Origin of the sequence: Niabella soli DSM 19437 (genome assembly GCF_000243115.2) — a bacterium.
In the GTDB taxonomy this organism is placed as follows: Bacteria; Bacteroidota; Bacteroidia; order Chitinophagales; family Chitinophagaceae; genus Niabella; species Niabella soli.
The window spans coordinates 3,255,089-3,272,659 of the sequence record NZ_CP007035.1 but is presented as its reverse complement, the minus strand read 5'-3'; the positions used below and the strand labels follow the sequence as shown (position 1 = coordinate 3,272,659).

Genomic DNA, 17,571 nt, shown 5'->3' with positions numbered 1-17,571 from the left:
CCTTGGAAATAAAATTTCTTTGTCCGCGCTGGGGCTCGGAACAGGTAGCATGGACCCTATTCCTGAAAGAAGTAAAAGATGCCGGTTATGCGGGCATCGAATGGTTCCCTTTTGGCGAACCATTCGATGCGGAAGACGTGTTGGGCCTGTTGGAAAAATTCGACCTGGATTTCTCTATCGTAATGCAGGTGGCGCAGCCCTATCGCAATGTCAACTCGTATTTGAAAGACCTGGAAAAGGATCTTCGAAGATTGGCAACAATAAGCAGTGCCGGGAAACGCCCCCTTTTTATCAGCGTGCAGGGGGGAAGAGAGTTTTTTACCAACGAACAAATAGTGGCCTGTCTGGACGTATGCGAAAAAGTAGCGCAGGAAACGGGCATTAAGATCTGCCAGGAAACGCACCGCAATAAATGGTCGTATGCCGCACATACAGTGTACCCGTTGCTGCTGCAAACGCCGGAATTGGCGCTAACACTGGATGTGTCGCATTGGTTCTGTGTTTCGGAAAGTTACCTGGAAGATCAGCAGGAAGCGGTGCAGGCAGCAATCAAACAAACCTTCCATTTACATGCCCGGGTAGGGCATACCGAAGGGCCACAGGTATTTGACCCGGCGTTGCCGGAATATGCTGCGGCATTAACAGCGCATTTGAAGATCTGGGATGAATGGGTGGACTATTGCCGCGGTCAGGGCAGAAAGCAAATCACCATCACCCCTGAATTTGGACCGCCGCCCTATATGGTGCCGGCCAATAGAACGACAGACCTCCGGGAGGAGCAATGGCGGTTAAACCTGTGGATGAAAAATTTTTTGAACGAACGATATAACAAAACGAAAGCGGGATATGAAGCGTAGAACTTTTCTGGAACGGGGCTCTTTACTAACCCTGGGGGGAATACTGTACAACAACATCGCCTGGGCACTGGACAATAACAGGGTGCAAACAGTTGCCCACGATTCATTGTACGAGTTATTTAAAACACCCAAACCGGTGTACCGTCCCTTCGTACGCTGGTGGTGGAATGGTGATAAAGTGGAGCAACCGGAACTGCTGCGGGAACTGCAACTGCTAAAAGAAGCCGGTATTGGCGGTGTGGAGATCAATCCCATAAAATTCCCCCAGCGAACAGATGACATGAATATTCCTTCGCTAACCTGGCTGAGCGACGGCTGGATCGACGCGCTGGATTTTACACTGACGCAAGCAAAAAAACTGGACCTCACCTGCGACCTCATCGTGGGGTCTGGCTGGCCCTTTGGTGCAGAATACCTTACCGGGGATGAGCGGGCTTCGGTGATGACCATCGGAGTAAAAAAGGTAATAGGGTTGATGGATTTTGAGGCGCCGCTGCTTGATTTTATAAAGGAAGCAGATCCTGCCACCACCAGTCCTTACCCGCGCCGCGAGCTGGAAATTCAAAAGGTTTTTATGCTACCCGACCCGATGAAGTCACTGGATGAAATAGTGGACCTGTCGGATCAGATCCCCTCCGGATTTATCAAAACGAAAGTACCGCGGGGAAATTATGCGATATATGCTTTGCTGAAAACAAACGCCTTTTTAGAGGTGATCAACGGGGCGCCGGGCGCCAATGGTCCGGTATTAAACCACTATAACAAAGCAGCCGTTGAAAAATACCTTAATCATATGACGGATACCATCCAGCGCCGGATCGGCCCGCTGAAAGGCAGGGTGCGGGCGCTTTTTGTAGACAGCCTGGAGCTGGAAGGCGCCAACTGGACCCCCGATATGGCTGCTGAGTTTCAAAAAAGAAGAGGGTACGACCTGATGCCCTACCTGCCCCTCATTCTCTTCAAAACCGGGGGAATGGGTAATGTTTATGATTATAATTACGGGGTGCAGTTTTCCCCGGAGTTTCAGGATACTATTGAGCGGGTGCGCTGCGATTTTGACCGTACCAAAATAGAACTGCTCAAAGAACGGTTTGTGGATTCTTTCGAGGAATTGTGTAAAAAAAATGGGCTATTATCCCGCGCGCAGGCCTATGGCAGAGGCTATCACCCATTGGAAGGATCAATGGGAATGGATATTCCTGAAGGGGAAACCTGGATCAAGTATGGCGTGGGTGAGGAAATGCCCGAAACGGATTACCGGATCGGGCGGGGCTATTCCATGGTAAACAAATTTGTTTCCTCCGGAGCGCATCTGGCGGGCAAACGGGTGATCAGTTGCGAAGAATGTACCAATACCGACATGGTTTTTAACGCCTCGCTGGAAACACTTAAACTGGCGTCAGACCAAAGTTTAATAACGGGGATTACGCATTCCGTTTATCACGGGTTTAACTATTCGCCTAAGAATGCACCCTTTCCCGGCTGGATCCGGTACGGGAATTTTATGAACGAGCGCAATACCTACTGGCCGTTTTTTAAACTGATCAATGATTACAAAGCCCGTATCTCCGCGCTGTTGCAGCACGCCGATTTTTTCGCAGATATCGCCATCCTGCCGCCCCTGTATGATGCGTGGGCAAAATTTGGAGCAGGTAATGAGCCTTTTCCCTCGTTGACTTACCCCACTAATTTATCTTTGATCTGGGAAGCAATACATCAGAATGGCAATGGCTGCGATTATATTTCAGACAATATCATCAATCAGGCAACTGTGGAAAATGGATTCCTCCACTACGGCCCCAGAAAATACCATACCCTTTTCCTGGTACAGGTAGAAAGCCTGCAACCGGTAACGGCTAATAAATTATTGCAGTTTGTACAGTCGGGCGGCAGGGTTGTTTGTGTGCAAAATGTTCCGGATCGATCGGTTGGCAAGTCGAATGCTATAGAACAAACCGGTCTGGTTCGTAAAATAATGGAAGAACTGAAAACCTTCAGCGATCGGTTTATTTTCGAAAAGGCTCCGCAGGAGAACTACCCCGAATGGTATAAACAAGTGCAGGCCAAATATCATATTCCGGCTTATGTAACCATAGAAAAAGGAAACCGGTTTATACAACAGGTACGTTATACGAATGAAACGGTGGATATGCTGCTGATCTTTAATTCCAGTATCAGCAACAGTACTGCCGTTACCATCAACCCGGGGGCAGATCAGTACCAGAATACATTCGGGCATTACTGGGATGCCGTTACCGGGCAATTGTATCAACTGGAAAACGACCGGAAAATAAGTCTGACATTGTATCCTGCAGACATGCGCATTTTCGTTTTTGAAAAAACCAAAAGGAAAAAAGCGCCCGTGTATGTGGAAGTGCCGGCGGTTAATGATCAATCTTCCATAATCAGCACGCCCTGGAAGGCCGAGTTCCGGCATATTGATGGCTCTGTAAAAGAAGCCGTTTTACCCGCGCTAAAAGATCTGAAGGATTTACCGGATCATGAAAGCTTTGCCGGTACGGTCATTTACCGCAATTCCTTCGTAAAAGGGCAGGCGGGGACAAACTATATAGATCTGGGGGAAGTACTGGGTATCGCGCAGCTCACTATTAATGGTAAAAAACTGGACGCGCGTTGGTTTGGCCGCTACCTGTACGAGGTAAAACCCTTTATAAAAGCAGGAGAAAATTCCATTGAAATTGCCGTAACCACCACCATGGGCAATTATATGAAATCATTAAAAGATAACCCCGTTGCGCAATACTGGACCAATGGTAAAAGAAAACCACAACCCATGCGGTCCATGGGGTTAATAGGCCCGGTCACTTATTTTTAATATAGGTTCGATAAATAATAAATGAAGTTGTTTAGACCTTCAGGTTCTTTTGCGTTTCCCGCGGATCATCGCAGATTTTTTTGCGCAGAAGATCAATCTGCGGTGATCAGCGGTGTATTAGATCTGCCTGAAATCAGCGGGAAAACTGAGATCAACATCATTTGAGGTTGTGTTGTTTAAAAAAAGAAAATATGCAGTTTAAAAAAATTATCCTGGCAATTGTTGCGATCACCCAAATAATGATTGCGCAGGCGAAAGATTATAATATCATGGATTTTGGCGCAAAAGCGGATGGCGTTACGTTAAACAGTGCGATCATTCAGCATGCCATAGACTACATCACCCAAAACGGCGGAGGCCGGCTGGTCTTTAAGGAAGGCCGCTACCTTACGGGAACCATTTTTTTGAAATCAAACGTTACCCTGCATCTGGAAAAGGGCGCGGTTTTATTCGGCTCCGTTAATCCCCTGGATTATGAGAAGAATACTTATGTGGGATGGACGGCCATGATCTTTGCCATAAAGCAACAGAACATTGGTATTACCGGCGAAGGGATGATTGACGGCCGGGGCTTCCGTACAGCAAATAATATGGTGGCGCTTATCCAGAAGGGGATTGTAAACGATCCGCTCAAATATGACCGCCCCAACGAAACGAATCGCCCGCAAAATATTTATTTCAGGGAATGCAGTAATGTGCGGATCACAAATATAACGTTGAAAAATCCCGCCAGTTGGAACCAGACCTATGACCAGTGTAAAAATTTATATGTGGACGGCATTAAAGTGGACAGTAAAAATTACTGGAACAACGACGGCATCGACGTGGTGGATTGTGATTCCGTTGTTATTAAGAATTCCTATTTTGATGCAGCCGATGATGTGATCTGTTTTAAGTCGCATGATGCCACAAAGATCTGTCAGAATGTGGTAGTAGACAATTGTACCGGCCGGTCCAGCGCCAACGGCCTCAAGTTTGGAACGGTTTCCCGTGGGGGCTTTCGCAATTTTAAAGTAACCAATCTTAAAATAGTAGATACGTATCGCTCCGCCATTACGTTCGCTGCTGTGGATGGCGCTCTTATCGAAAATATTGTGGTAGATGGTGTGCGGTCGATTAATACCGGAAATGTTATTTACCTGCGTATCGGCGACCGGTGGAGCAATGGGAAGCATCCTGTAATGAAAAACATATTGATCAAAAACGTTTATGCCGAAGTGCCCCTAACCAAGCCCGATGCGGGTTACAGTTACGAAGGACCGGTGGAAGACCTGCCCCGTAATATTTCTCCGGCAAGTATTGTTGGGCTGCCACAATATAAGATCCGGGACGTAACCCTGCAGAATATTGAGATCGTATACCCCGGCGGCGGTAATCCCAGTTATGCAAAACGGGGCTTAAGTGAGGCGGATCTGGACAGTATTCCTGAAATGCCAACGGCCTACCCCGAATTCTCGCAGTTCAAAGAGTTGCCGGCCTGGGGATTTTATGTACGCCATGCGGAAGGGATCCGGTTCGATAATATCCGCCTGCGCGCAAAGGAGAAAGATTATCGCCCGGCAATAGTATTCGATGATGTAAAAGGAGCAACCCTTAATAAGATCAATATAACAGAGCCCGGTTCCGGAAATAAAAAAGAAATTTTCCTGCACCGTACCACCCGCACGCGATAAGTTCATTTGTTTATTAAAAAGTTTTAAAATGAAAAAGCTGAAAGTAATACTGCTTTTAATAATTGCTTTTCCTTTGCTGGCAGGGGCAAAAGATTACAAAGCCTCCCTGTTTGGGATCCTGTCAGACGGTGTAACCAATAATACCCGGTCTATACAAAAGGCAATTGATTTTATTCATGAAAACGGGGGCGGCCGGCTGGTATTCTATGTAGGCCGTTATGTAACCGGAAGTATACTGCTTAAATCAAATGTGATCCTTAAGCTTGAGGAAGGGGCAGTGCTGGTAGGCGCCTCCTCCATTTATGACTATAATGATACTGCAAAAATAAAAGCCCTGATCAGCGCAGACGGCCAGAAGAATATCGGGATCTCAGGAAAAGGGGTAATTGACGGAAACGGTCCTGCCCTGCTCGAAAATATTGCTATGCTTCAAAAAAAGGGATATGCGGGGCAAAAGGACCTTGCAAACGCCGCATTAATGGCATTTACCAATTGTGCCAACATAAAGATTGATTCGGTAAACCTCTGGAACGGATGCGGGAAAGCCCAGCTTTTTGATCATTGCAGGGATGTGAGCGTTGAAAATATAAATATAACGAGTAAGCAGGCCAGGGGCGCCGGGGGCATTCTGATTCTTAAATCGGAAAAAATAGCAATAAAGGATTCCTATATTGATGTGTTGCAACGCCCGTTATTGGAAGCGTTACAAAGTACTAATATCCGGGTAGACCGGACAATTGACCCCCGGGGGAAAAGTATCCGGGAATAAAAAAAGGTCCTTCTGTAGAAACAGACTGACCTCTAACGATTGCTTGCCATATGAAAAAAGTTAATAAATAACTTCTGATACAAAGTAAACAGAATTCGTGCCACTTTAAAACATTGCTAATGTTACAGTTAAGTTAACAATCAAAAAAGCTAATAATCGGGTACAATTAACACGCGAATCTGGATTGCTTAACTTTCAGCATTGAATAAAAACTAATAAAAACGGGTGAAAATTTTAAAAACAAAAATATTATCGCCCCGTTTAACATTTTAATAATATATATCCTATATTAGTGTTAAATTACCCATGATCAACGCATTTTAATGACCTCTGCGAGTGACCTTGCCTTAAATGAATCAGCGAATTTCTCCTGGAGTTCGCTTTTTTTATTTGTTGATAATCAATACAAAAAAGGTCCTTCCGTAGAAACGGACTGACCTCTAACGATTGCTTGCCATATGAAAAAACTTAAAAAACTACAATTTTTGCTGCCTACAGCTTTTGTCTCACTTTCCAACTCTCCCCTCAATTGTTACACAAAGTTAACACCCCTGGAACCGCCTGCAAACACAAACTATTGCGGATCCTATCACTTTCAATTCATCAAAAAAAGAGTGAAATGCAGGCTGTGTCTGCAATACACGGCCAAAGAATAATTATATCCAAGGCATTTATTTTTTTGAAAATTGTATAATTAAATCAATAATTACTGGAGAAAATCAAAAAGTTAAAAAAATCTTCAAATAAAATAACTTGCTGTTAAAAAATACCGCTATTTTAGTTGCTCGAAATCAATTAACTTTTTATTAACCGTATTAAGTTGCTATTGATCATAAATAACGAAAGTTATTTATAATGACCTCTAACTTTGATTGCCTCTGATGGTTGCTTTTTTTATTTAGCGTACTGGATGATCGGTAACCAATTTATTCTCTGGCGAAAATTACACAGTTAAAAAAAAGGGTCTTTCTGTAGAAACAGACCGACCTCTAACAATTGCTTGCCATATGAAAAAAATGTAAAACTCTTTATTGTACTGTTTTATACTTATTTAATAAAACAGTTCTGGTAATAGGACGATGAATCAATTAAAAAGATTCTTCTTCAATCGTTAAAATAATGCTAAAGAAAAAAGGTCCTTCCGTAGAAACGGACTGACCTCTAACGATTGCTTGCCATATGAAAAAAAGTAAAAATCTGCTTTTGCTGCTTACAGCTTTTGTCTCACTTATTCAACCCCTCATTTGTTACACAAAGATAGTCCTTTTGATGAGGGGCTTCCAAACCAACAATTGGACCCGGCTCGTATGGCTAAAGCGTTATAAAAACGCTAAAACCCTTTACAGTACTGTGGTTTGCGTTGTTATGCTTCCGATGTCCAAGGCTATTTTTGCTCGATATTATTGTTTATGTAATGATTGCCGTTAAATTTGCGCATTATGCCAAGCAAGCCCGGAGATATATTATTTCAATTGATCAAATCATTAGAAAAGTCTGAGAAACGGCATTTTAAGCTGTATATTACCCGTAGCTCCGGAAACGAAGATCTTAAAGTGATCAAGCTTTTTGATGCGCTGGACAAAATGCCGCAATACGATGAAAAGGCGTTGCTGAAAAAGCTGAAAGACGTAACCAAACCACAGCTATCTAACCTTAAATCGCACCTGTACCGGGAAATTTTGGCAGGGCTGCGCTTGCTGAAAAGCAGCGAAAGTCTTGATCTTCAATTAAATGAATTATTCGATACCGCTCATATTCTCTATAAAAAAGGATTATTTTACCAAAGTCTGCGGGTTATTGATAAGGCAAAGGAAACGGCCAAGCTGAACCAGAAATTTTTCTTTTTACCACAATTGCTATCGCTGGAGAAACGTATTGAGGCGCTGAACGTTACCAATAGTTTTGTGAGCCGCATGGATGAACTGGCCGAAGAATCGAACGAAGCCAATACCAAGCTGAATATGATCACCCGCCTCTCTAACCTTTCCCTGCAGATGTACGGCTTTTTTATAGCCAACGGGCATGCGCGGAACGAGGCGGAAGAGGATAAAGTGAAAAAGTTTTTCCGGCAAAATCTTCCCTCCGGGTCGGCGCAGCAGGGAGGGTTTTATGAACGCCTGTATTATTATCAGAGTTATACCTGGTACGCTTTTATCCGGCAGGACTTTTTATTGTATTACCGGTATGTGCAGAAATGGGTAGACCTGTTTTATGAAAAGCCCACCATGCAGCGGGCGGAAACCGGGCATTTTATCCGGGGATATCATAATTTATTGAACGCCCATTTTGACTTGAGGAATTACGAGAAATTTACGATCGATCTGCATCAGTTCGAGGACTTTAGTCATACCAAGCGGGTACAAAGTAATGAGAATTTTCGGGTACAGTCCTTTGTGTATATTGCCAGCGCCAAGATCAATTATTTTACCATAACCGGGCAAACCGCAGCGGGCCTGCGGGAAGTGCCTTATATCGAGGATAAGTTGTCGGAATATGCCTTATTCCTGGACCGGCACCGGGTAATGGTGATTAATTATAAAATAGCGATGCTGTACTTCCTTTCGGGCGATTACAGCACCAGTATTGACTATCTGCAGAAGATCATTAATGATTCATCAGATTTAAGGACCGATCTGCAATGTTATGCCCGGCTGGTGCATTTGCTGGCGCATTATGAGTTGGGCAACCTCGAGCTGATGGATTCGCTGACGCGGTCTGTATTCCGCTATATGTCAAAAATGAAAAATCTTACGGTTATTGAGCAGGAGATCTTTCGTTTCTTCCGGGGCTCGTTTCATTATTCAAGGAATGAGTTAAAGCCGGAGTTCGCAAAATTCCTGCATAAAGTAAAACACCTGGAAGGGAACCGGTTTGAGACCCGGTCGTTTGCGTACCTGGATATAATTTCCTGGCTGGAAAGCAAGGTGGAAGGCAAATCAATGCGCACCATTATAGAAGAAAAGTTCCGGCAAAGCAAGCATAGCAAAAATGTGGTTCCGGTGGAGGTGGATCATTAAAGCGTCACCACTCTTCTTTCCTTACTGCTTTGCAGTGCCGCATCGATCACGCGCATGGTTAAAACTGCATCCGAAGCCGGCACAGGGTTAGGCCCGTGGTTGCGCAGCGCACGATAAACATCTTCATAATAGTTCATATAGTTCCCCATTTCAGAGCGTGTTTGTTGCTGCACGTCCAGGCCGTTGATGGTGGTGTGGAGTACCCCGTCAAATCCTTCCGGCGTAGAAATCCATGGTTCGATAGAGGGTTTCACGCCTTCCAGCAGTTTAGATTCCTGCAGGTCCGACCGCTGCTGTAAAAAAGTGCCATTCTCGCCCTGGAGCACAAACGGATAGGGCGATTCCTTAGCAAAAACGGTTCCTTTAATTCGTACCCTGAAGGGCCTGGGATAAAAAAGGAGTACTTCAAAATAATCATTGGCGATCAGTTCCGTCCGCATGGTTAAAATGTCGGCAAAAACAGCTTCGGGAAAACCAAATAACTGCAGCGCCTGGTCAATAAGATGGGCACCCAGGTCGTGCAAGTTGCCGGCGCCCGGCTGGTCGCCTTCTTTATGTGCCTTACCGCTGTGGCCGGGCCGGTACCGGTCATAGCGAAGTTCTACCTCCTTCAGTTCGCCCAGCATATTTTCTGACACCACATCCTTTATCGCCTTGTAATCGCCATCATACCGGCGGTTCTGGTATACGCTCAGGAACAGGTTTTTTTCGTTTGCCAGGGCGTCTATTTGTGCTGCTTGCCCGGCATTGACCATAAAGGGCTTTTCCACCACAATATTTTTTCCCGCTTCCAGCGCTTTTTTTGAATATTCAAAATGAGTTTGCACCGGGGTATTAACGATCACCAGTTCTATTTCCGGGTCCGCTATCAGCTCGTCGAAAGAACGGTACAGCTTTGCGTTGGGGTAGCGTTCCCGGGATTCTTCTTTATGCCGCTCCACGATGGCTCTTAACTCATAATGAGGGCTCGCATCAATAAAGGGGGCGTGAAACAATTTTCCACTCATGCCAAAAGAGGCAATACCGGTGATAATGGGTTGACTCATGATCGTAGTTTAAAGAAAAGTAAAAGTACCTAATTCGTTATATATTGGGCAAGGAAAAAAATATTCTTTAATAAACGTCAGGAAAATGAAAAATGCAGAATTGAGTCCGGTAAAATCGACCGGTTCTCTTTCATAAACGCATCCTTTTTTTCATTTTACATTCTGTATTCGATATCTTACATTTATGCTAAACAAGGGATATAAGTGAATTGATTAGCTATAAAAACGCATTAATTTATCTCTCGTGAAGTATAGTTACCGCTGGTGTTCCCGGAACCATCTTTCGGGAATTTCACCATTGGCGGCCAGTTGATAATCGTTGTAGCTGCAGGGAACAAAGTGTTTATTGGAAAGCTCCATCCACCAGCGGCCTGTTTTTTTACTCTGGAGAAAACGGGTGGCTGTTTCCGAAAAGATCACCTCGTATTCATTAAACGATTCCCGTTCTTCAAGAGCGGCTTCTTTTTTCTTCCGGTGAACGCCGTCAATTGCGTACCAGAGCATATGACCGATCTGTTTGGCGGTTAACTCATCCCGGTCGTTTTTTGCATCGTATCCGAAAATGCCAATTGTTTGCATTGCCGTGCTCATTCCCGCATATTGCATCAGGATACAGGCCTCCTCTCCATTAAGGCCGTTAGGGGTAAGGAGGTTCGCAGGCGCATAAGCGTTTGCAATGGCGTTAACGTCAAATGAAAGTAGCTGACTCCCCCTTATGGATGGCTCCATCTGTTCAATATCTTCTTTGACGTGCCCTACGCGGTGAAAATCGAATTTCAATTTATCGAGGGTTTGCAACATCCCCGGGTGCACCAGGTAACTTTGAAAGCCGATATGATTGTAGTGGCGGATATAATTCGGTTCTCCTGTAAGCATCTCCATAAGGAAATGATCATTCGGGAAAGGTGATTCCATATCCAGATCGATGATCGCATCTACTACGGAAATATCCATTACTTTCTTTTGCAAGGCGCAGGCGCCGTATTGTGCCATAGTAAGATCATGGGATCCGCCCAGGACTATTACCATTTTCCCTTCATCAATCAACGCTGCGATTACGGTTCTTAAGGCGGCGATAGTATCTGTATAGGAAGCGCCTTGTTTTACATCACCGATGTCTGCAATTTTTATTCCTTCATGCCAGAAGAATAAAGAATAAAACTGCCTGCGGATACAATCCGGAGCAGCCCCGGGGGCTCCCAGTACACCATTGCCCCGCTGTTCTCCGCAGCCTACCAAAACCAATTCGGTTAGTTCCAGATCGGGAAACTCAACATCATAAATGGCGATACTGCTGCCTACCTGGTTCGATTGATAAATAGTATCACCCGCAATCGCTATAAGATTTACCGGAGATAAAAACGCTTCAATATTCAAATGATCTGACATACGCGCAAGATAACATAATCAGGGAAAGATTTATAAGGCCCTTTATAAAGTTTTTATTGCAGTTAGTCAAAGAAGTGCCGATTCTTATGCTCCTTTAAAAACATACACTTATTTTTGCCCCTGAAAAAAACCAATCTTTATGAAGCGCTTTCTTTTTGCAGGGCTATTATTGGCAGCCGGTTTGGCGGGTCAGGCTCAGGATACAACAGTAAAAAAACTTCAAACGGATGCCACGTATACTTTTAAAAAAGACCCCAATGACACCCTTTCCAAAACCTGGAAAACAGGCGGTGTTTTCAATTTTAATATAGCGCAGGGGTCTTTAAGTAACTGGGCTGCGGGCGGTGATAAGTTTTCATTGGCATTAAACTCCTTATTGAGCACTTATGCCTTTTATGAGGATGGAAGGCGTCACTGGGACAATACGCTTGATCTTAACCTGGGATACATAAATACTACATCGCAGGGAACACGTAAAAATGATGACCGTATTGACCTGGTTACCAAATATGCATATGATATCAGCAAAAAATGGGATGTGGGTGTACTGGCAAACTTTCGTTCGCAGATGCTGAATGGATATGATTATACGGATTCCTCAAGAACGCTGACATCAAAGTTCTTTTCCCCTGCATATGGGCTCATTAGCCCGGGGCTTACCTATAAGCCGGATAAAAGCTTTTCAATATTTCTTTCCCCTGTTACTGTAAGAGGAACCATTGTAATGGACGATTCTTTAGCGGCTAAAGGCGCGTATGGTGTGGATTCCGGCAGTCATTATAAAACAGAATTCGGCGCATTTGCTACAGTTCGATTTTTTAAAGAGTTCAGTAAAACCATCTCTTTTAAGAGCCGGGCAGATTTTTACTCCAATTACCTGCACAACCCACAGAATATTGATGTGTACTGGACCAACCTCCTGGCAATTAAATTGGGAAAAGGCTTTGCGCTCACCTACGCCCTGGATCTTATTTATGATGATGATGTACGATTGTTCGGCCCTCACAGCGATGCCCCGCGGGCACAGATACGATCCATGCTGGGAATTGGATTATCCTATAGTTTTAGTAACCGATAATGGCGCAGAAAAAATTAATACGTTTTGCCGAACTGAACACCTTTACCAATGTGTTGCAGTTTCCGGAGGGAATGCCGGGCAACTGGAATAGTCATTTTAAAAACGGGCACCCGATTGTGTTGGAACTGGCCTGTGGTAAAGGTGAATACGCCCTGGGCCTGGGGCGCCTGCACCCACGCAAAAATTTTATAGGGGTAGATATAAAAGGGAACCGGCTTTGGGCCGGCGCGAAAAAAGCATCAAAAGAAGGGCTGACCAATGTTTCTTTTCTGCGCGTGCAGATTGAACAACTCCACCAGTATTTTGCACCAGGCGAAGCAGAGGAACTGTGGATCACCTTCCCCGACCCACAATTGCGCTTTTCTAAGGCGAAAAAAAGATTAACGCATCCCCGGTTCCTCAGGATCTATCAACAGGTATTAAAACCCGGCGGGATCATTCATTTAAAAACGGATAGCCCTGCTTTGTTCCGCTTTACAAAAGAGGTAGCAGCGATGTATGGCTGTACAGTGCTCCGCGCAACGGATGACCTCTACAAAGAAACCGATCTGGCAGCGGAATTGAAAATAAAAACTTATTACGAAAGTCTGGATATTGCGGAAAGTAACCGCATCCATTATATCTCCTTTCAGTTACCGGCGATGCTGGCGCCGGAAGAAAAAGACCGTGAGCTAAAAGAAGCCATCCGTTATGAGCTTGATTGAGGGAGAAGATTATTATATAAATGAAGCAGGCCTGGTAGTACTTACGGCCCGGTATCATTTAAAGCGGGGGTACTGTTGTAGCAATGGTTGTTTGCATTGCCCGTATAATTATGAAAATGTTCCCGAGCCAAAGAAAACACAGTTATTAAATGAGCGCAACAAAAAAAAGCAGGAATGACGAAAAGCTGAAGCCGGTACGCCCATCGGGCAAAACCGATGACACGATCTTTGACCTCATTTATGCTATTGCCCGCCAGATACCCCGGGGCCGCGTTACTTCGTATGGCGCTATTGCAAAAGCCATTGGCTCAGGAAAATCAGCACGGATCGTGGGCTGGGCCATGAGCAATGCCGGGCGTGTGAAGCCTAAAATACCTGCCCATCGCGTGGTCAACAGCATGGGACTGCTTTCGGGTAAACATGCTTTTAAAACGATCACGTATATGCAGGAATTACTGGAGAGGGAAGGAGTCAAAGTAAAAAACGATAAAGTGATGGATTTCAAAACAAAGTTCTGGAATCCGCTGGAAGAATTGTTTTAAGGGGAACTGCCATCGCAACTAAAACGATTTCGCTATCTTCTGAATGCTCAAAAACTAAATTGCATAAATTCGCTATCTACGCTGCGGAACATCTACCCCGCCATGCGCCATAAATTTTAACGATTTTTCAATTATGACAACAAGAAGAACCTTTATCCGCAATTCGGCACTGGCCACCAGTGGCGTTGCTCTAAGCGGTATGTTCACAAAAGTGAGCGCATCCAGTTATAACCGCATCATCGGTGCCAACGGCAAAGTAAACCTGGCCCATATTGGCATCGGTAACCGGGGCGGCGAGATCATTGGTGATTTTGCCAAAACACAACTGGCCAACGTGGTGGCTTTATGCGATGTGGACATGGGTGCCAAGCATACCCAGGCCACCATCGCAAAATTTCCGAACGCACCACAATTCCAGGATTTCAGGAAGATGTACGATAAAATGGCAAAAGATATCGATGCCGTAACGATTGCTGTACCTGATTTTGCGCATTTCCCGATTACCGTACATTCAATGGCATTGGGCAAGCATGTGTATTGCGAAAAGCCTATGGCGCGTACGTTTAATGAAGTGGAGCTGATGATCAAAGCTGCAAAAAAATATCCCAAAATAGTTACGCAAATGGGCAACCAGGGGCATTCTGAAGGGAACTATTTTCAGTTTAAGGCCTGGGTGGAAGCCGGCATTATTAAAGATGTTACAAAAATAACGGCGCATATGAACAGCCCGCGCCGCTGGTTTGGCTGGGATACTAATATTAAAAAATTCCCCGCAGCGGAACCTATTCCCGAAACGCTGGATTGGGATACCTGGCTCTCTTCGCAAATGTATCATGACTTTAATAAAGACTTCCATTACGGACAGTGGCGCTGCTGGTACGACTTCGGCATGGGCGCCCTGGGCGATTGGGGAGCGCATATTTTGGATACGGCCCACCAGTTCCTGGACCTGGGCTTACCAGAGGAAGTGAACCCCACCCGGCTGGACGGACATAACGATTATTTTTATCCCATGGCCAGCACCATTGAATTTAAATTCCCTGCCCGTGGAAAAATGCCACCGGTAGTGGTTACCTGGTATGACGGACTGGATAATATTCCCAAGCTACCGGAAGGCTTTGGTGCTTCCAAATTAGATTCAACCATTCCTACGGTAGGCGGCAAACAGATCCAGGCAGTAAAACTGAACCCGGGAAAAGAAATTTATAGTAAAACGCTTACGTTTAAAGGAGGCTCACACGCCAGTACCCTTTCCATTATCCCTGAAGAAAAAGCAAAGGAAATGGAAAAGAAATTACCGGTAGTGCCCAAAAGCCCGTCCAACCACTTCGCTAATTTCTTATTGAGCTGCCAGGGCAAGGAAAAAACCCGCTCTCCGTTTGAGATTGCCGGTCCGCTCAGCCAGGTATTTTGTTTGGGTGTGATGGCGCAGCGACTGGGACGCAAAATTGTTTTTGATCGCGCTACCCACCGCATAAAAAATGATGCATTTGCGGATGCGTTCTTAACCGGTATTCCGCCGCGTAAGGGCTGGGAAGATTATTATAAGATATAAAGAAGGAATATATCCCGGCGGGCCCATCGCCATTTCGATGAGCCAAACGCAGAAGGGCGAGGAGAAATCTCATCATTAGAGAACGAGATTTCTCTCCCTCCTGACTCGGGTTCGTGACGACACTCGACTATGTGTCATTGCCTCATGGATTTTGTGCATACAAATCCTCTAGTCGAAATGACGATAATAAGATGATTGACGTTGAATAAAGAAAACAGCTTTTTTGTCGATAAGAGTAGTAATTTTACTTATGCAATAATTGAAAGCTGCGCAGATGAAAACGATCCTTTTTCTTCTTTTGAGTTGTTGTTACCTGCAATCAATGGCACAGCAGGGTGCCGTTCCCACCAATAGTAAAAAAGGGGGTATCGGAAGTGGCGTGTTTAAATTCACTGCATCCGATAGCTCTTTTCGAGCGGTAAAACCCCTTTCGCTCAGCACCGTTTATTATGACCGTTTAGGGTTCATGTGCCGGCAGGAAGTAAAGATGGAAAAGATTACAAAAACCTCGCTTCGGTTCCGGCTGGGCAGTGTGGGATATACAGATCGTATGGAAGGAAAGCTGAATGCAGTAGCGGCCCCATGATATTCTGAATCGTGGCTTATGCCTGTTGCGCCGCCGTTTTCAATAGCTTTAACACCACCGTTGCTTCTGCCGTTGTAAAGTTTCCAAAACCTAATCGCGCAGCTGTTAATTGTTGTGTTTGGTACAACAAAAATGAAGGAAGCTGAACTCCTTGCTCTGAGCAGGCTTTACTTACTCTTAATAAATTCAGGGTCGGATCCCATTCCGTCCACACAGCTAATCCCCCCGGCGGCAATGTAAAAGAAACTATATTGCCGAGCTGGCTCTTTAGTGTTTCACAAAAATGATCCCTTCGTTGCTGGTAGATCTTTTGCGTCTTTTTCAAATGCCGGTGTATCTCTCCTTCGGTAATCAATTCTCCTAAAACCTGCTCCGTTATAGAATCGCCCTGTTGGTCAATAATGGCCTGTATTTTTTGCATTTCAGCGATCAGGTTTTCCGGGGCAACCAGGAAACCCGTTCGGAAGCCGGGCGCCAGCGTTTTTCCAAAGGATCCCAGGTACACGACCATCCCCTTTTCATCGGCACTGGCCAGCGGAAGGATGGGACTTGTCTGATAATGAAAATCGTATTCATAATCGTCTTCCAGGATGATGAACCCATAAGTGGCGGCAAGGTTCAGCAGTTCGATCCTGCGCCGGGCGCTGAGGGTAACGGTTGTGGGATAATGATGATGAGGGGTAAGGTACAACATACGCACTTTTTGTTTTTTGCAGAGGCGTTCAATAACCTCCACGTCAACCCCTTCCTTATCAACCGGGACAGCTTTTATTTGTGCTCCCGCCTGCTGAAAGATCATATTCGCCTTATAGTAGCTCAATGCACCTACTAACACCACGTCTTCTTTCGAAAGCAAAGTGCTGGCGGCCACATACATGCTCATTTCCATCCCCCGGGTAGCCAGGATATTTTTTGGGGCGATGTGGAGCCCCCGCGATTGATTCAGATAATTAGAAAGCTGAATTTTATAAAAGGTATCTGTGCCGCTGGAGCCATACCCCAGATGCCGGCGGTTGATCTTCCTGCGTAGTGCCGCCGTGTAGTAACGCGCGAGCTGGTCTGTTGGTGACAGCCGGAAATCAGGCGCACCATCTGTGAAAAGATAGGGTTGGTCGCCAGGCGCTACCGATATATCCAATAAGTTGCTTTTTGTAAAATGAAAACCCGTTTTTGAAGGATACTGGTTTAGCGGGAACGTACCGAGTTTTTTCTTTTTGTTTTCCCTGCCCTCTGATTTTACAAAAGTGCCTTTATTAGGCAGGGAATAGATCCAGCCCTGGGCATCCAGTTCCTCATATGCGGCAATAATAGTTTTGCGGTGCACGCCCAGCAAGGTGCTCATCATGCGGGTACCCGGCAGCCGGGCGCCGCCGGGGAGATAGCCCCGCTGGATGGCATTGATGACCTGGTGCGTGATCTGCAGATAAACTGCCGTAGCGCTGTCCCGGTCGACGGGGATCAGGGTTTGCCAGGGAAATACAACCGGACTACTCATAATATAAAAACCGGACTACTTTAG

The 17,571-nt window shown here is 45.3% G+C and carries 14 protein-coding genes; 11 read left to right on the top strand and 3 right to left on the bottom strand.

Going from position 1 to position 17,571, the window contains the following annotated elements; genetic code table 11:
- The first annotated feature begins 2 nt into the window (after positions 1–2).
- From NIASO_RS13960 to NIASO_RS13940, 5 genes are all read left to right on the top strand, one after another.
- Positions 3–857: a sugar phosphate isomerase/epimerase family protein gene (locus NIASO_RS13960; protein ID WP_008586812.1), complete on the top strand. Its 855-nt coding sequence runs from the start codon at positions 3–5 to the stop codon at positions 855–857.
- Entirely contained in the window at positions 847–3,693 is a 2,847-nt protein-coding gene (locus NIASO_RS13955; protein WP_008586811.1) for a glycosyl hydrolase, read from the top strand. Before NIASO_RS13960 ends, NIASO_RS13955 begins: the two co-directional genes overlap by 11 nt.
- Before the next feature lie 191 nt (positions 3,694–3,884).
- Complete coding sequence (locus NIASO_RS13950; protein ID WP_008586809.1) at positions 3,885–5,366, top strand: glycoside hydrolase family 28 protein; 1,482 nt, start codon at positions 3,885–3,887, stop codon at positions 5,364–5,366.
- 28 nt (positions 5,367–5,394) lie between these two features.
- Complete coding sequence (locus NIASO_RS13945; protein WP_008586808.1) at positions 5,395–6,135, top strand: glycosyl hydrolase family 28 protein; 741 nt, start codon at positions 5,395–5,397, stop codon at positions 6,133–6,135.
- Between the two features lie 1,439 nt (positions 6,136–7,574).
- Positions 7,575–9,152 carry a hypothetical protein gene (locus tag NIASO_RS13940; protein WP_008586807.1) on the top strand — a complete coding sequence of 526 codons (1,578 nt, stop codon included), beginning with the start codon at positions 7,575–7,577 and terminating at the stop codon, positions 9,150–9,152.
- Here NIASO_RS13940 and NIASO_RS13935 read toward each other — a convergent pair.
- The gene (locus NIASO_RS13935; protein WP_008586806.1) at positions 9,149–10,198 is read right to left on the bottom strand and encodes a Gfo/Idh/MocA family oxidoreductase; all 1,050 of its coding nucleotides are present in this window, start codon (positions 10,196–10,198) and stop codon (positions 9,149–9,151) included. The two genes, NIASO_RS13940 and NIASO_RS13935, sit on opposite strands and share 4 nt — an antisense overlap.
- 255 nt (positions 10,199–10,453) lie before the next feature.
- Positions 10,454–11,587, bottom strand: a complete 1,134-nt coding sequence (locus NIASO_RS13930; RefSeq protein WP_008586805.1) for an arginase family protein — start codon at positions 11,585–11,587, stop codon at positions 10,454–10,456.
- Between the two features lie 139 nt (positions 11,588–11,726).
- Here NIASO_RS13930 and NIASO_RS13925 point away from each other — a divergent pair, with 139 nt between their 5' ends.
- From NIASO_RS13925 to NIASO_RS13900, 6 genes are all read left to right on the top strand, one after another.
- On the top strand, positions 11,727–12,665 hold the full coding sequence (locus tag NIASO_RS13925; protein ID WP_008586804.1) for a DUF3078 domain-containing protein: 939 nt from the start codon (positions 11,727–11,729) through the stop codon (positions 12,663–12,665).
- Positions 12,665–13,369 (top strand): tRNA (guanosine(46)-N7)-methyltransferase TrmB, encoded by a 705-nt coding sequence (gene trmB / locus NIASO_RS13920; RefSeq protein ID WP_008586802.1) that lies wholly within the window; start codon positions 12,665–12,667, stop codon positions 13,367–13,369. The genes NIASO_RS13925 and trmB overlap by 1 nt, the downstream gene beginning before the upstream one ends.
- On the top strand, positions 13,356–13,547 hold the full coding sequence (locus NIASO_RS13915; protein ID WP_008586801.1) for a DUF5522 domain-containing protein: 192 nt from the start codon (positions 13,356–13,358) through the stop codon (positions 13,545–13,547). Before trmB ends, NIASO_RS13915 begins: the two co-directional genes overlap by 14 nt.
- On the top strand, positions 13,519–13,911 hold the full coding sequence (locus NIASO_RS13910; RefSeq protein WP_008586799.1) for an MGMT family protein: 393 nt from the start codon (positions 13,519–13,521) through the stop codon (positions 13,909–13,911). The genes NIASO_RS13915 and NIASO_RS13910 overlap by 29 nt, the downstream gene beginning before the upstream one ends.
- A 133-nt stretch (positions 13,912–14,044) precedes the next feature.
- On the top strand, positions 14,045–15,466 hold the full coding sequence (locus tag NIASO_RS13905) for a Gfo/Idh/MocA family protein (RefSeq protein ID WP_008586796.1): 1,422 nt from the start codon (positions 14,045–14,047) through the stop codon (positions 15,464–15,466).
- A 274-nt stretch (positions 15,467–15,740) separates the two neighbouring features.
- The gene (locus NIASO_RS13900; protein WP_008586794.1) at positions 15,741–16,052 is read left to right on the top strand and encodes a hypothetical protein; all 312 of its coding nucleotides are present in this window, start codon (positions 15,741–15,743) and stop codon (positions 16,050–16,052) included.
- A gap of 16 nt (positions 16,053–16,068) precedes the next feature.
- On the opposite strand, the gene NIASO_RS13895 is transcribed toward NIASO_RS13900, so the two are convergent.
- Entirely contained in the window at positions 16,069–17,547 is a 1,479-nt protein-coding gene (locus tag NIASO_RS13895; protein WP_008586793.1) for an aminotransferase-like domain-containing protein, read from the bottom strand.
- Positions 17,548–17,571 lie beyond the last annotated feature (24 nt).

Bases quoted from the DNA above. Each gene is read 5' to 3' on its own strand.
- NIASO_RS13955 (WP_008586811.1), top strand. From the start codon at position 847: ATGAAGCGTAGAACTTTTCTGGAACGGGGCTCTTTACTAACCCTGGGG.
- NIASO_RS13950 (WP_008586809.1), top strand. From the start codon at position 3,885: ATGCAGTTTAAAAAAATTATCCTGGCAATTGTTGCGATCACCCAAATA.
- NIASO_RS13945 (WP_008586808.1), top strand. From the start codon at position 5,395: ATGAAAAAGCTGAAAGTAATACTGCTTTTAATAATTGCTTTTCCTTTG.
- NIASO_RS13940 (WP_008586807.1), top strand. From the start codon at position 7,575: ATGCCAAGCAAGCCCGGAGATATATTATTTCAATTGATCAAATCATTA.
- NIASO_RS13935 (WP_008586806.1), bottom strand. From the start codon at position 10,198: ATGAGTCAACCCATTATCACCGGTATTGCCTCTTTTGGCATGAGTGGA.
- NIASO_RS13930 (WP_008586805.1), bottom strand. From the start codon at position 11,587: ATGTCAGATCATTTGAATATTGAAGCGTTTTTATCTCCGGTAAATCTT.
- NIASO_RS13925 (WP_008586804.1), top strand. From the start codon at position 11,727: ATGAAGCGCTTTCTTTTTGCAGGGCTATTATTGGCAGCCGGTTTGGCG.
- trmB (WP_008586802.1), top strand. From the start codon at position 12,665: ATGGCGCAGAAAAAATTAATACGTTTTGCCGAACTGAACACCTTTACC.
- NIASO_RS13915 (WP_008586801.1), top strand. From the start codon at position 13,356: ATGAGCTTGATTGAGGGAGAAGATTATTATATAAATGAAGCAGGCCTG.
- NIASO_RS13910 (WP_008586799.1), top strand. From the start codon at position 13,519: ATGAGCGCAACAAAAAAAAGCAGGAATGACGAAAAGCTGAAGCCGGTA.
- NIASO_RS13905 (WP_008586796.1), top strand. From the start codon at position 14,045: ATGACAACAAGAAGAACCTTTATCCGCAATTCGGCACTGGCCACCAGT.
- NIASO_RS13900 (WP_008586794.1), top strand. From the start codon at position 15,741: ATGAAAACGATCCTTTTTCTTCTTTTGAGTTGTTGTTACCTGCAATCA.
- NIASO_RS13895 (WP_008586793.1), bottom strand. From the start codon at position 17,547: ATGAGTAGTCCGGTTGTATTTCCCTGGCAAACCCTGATCCCCGTCGAC.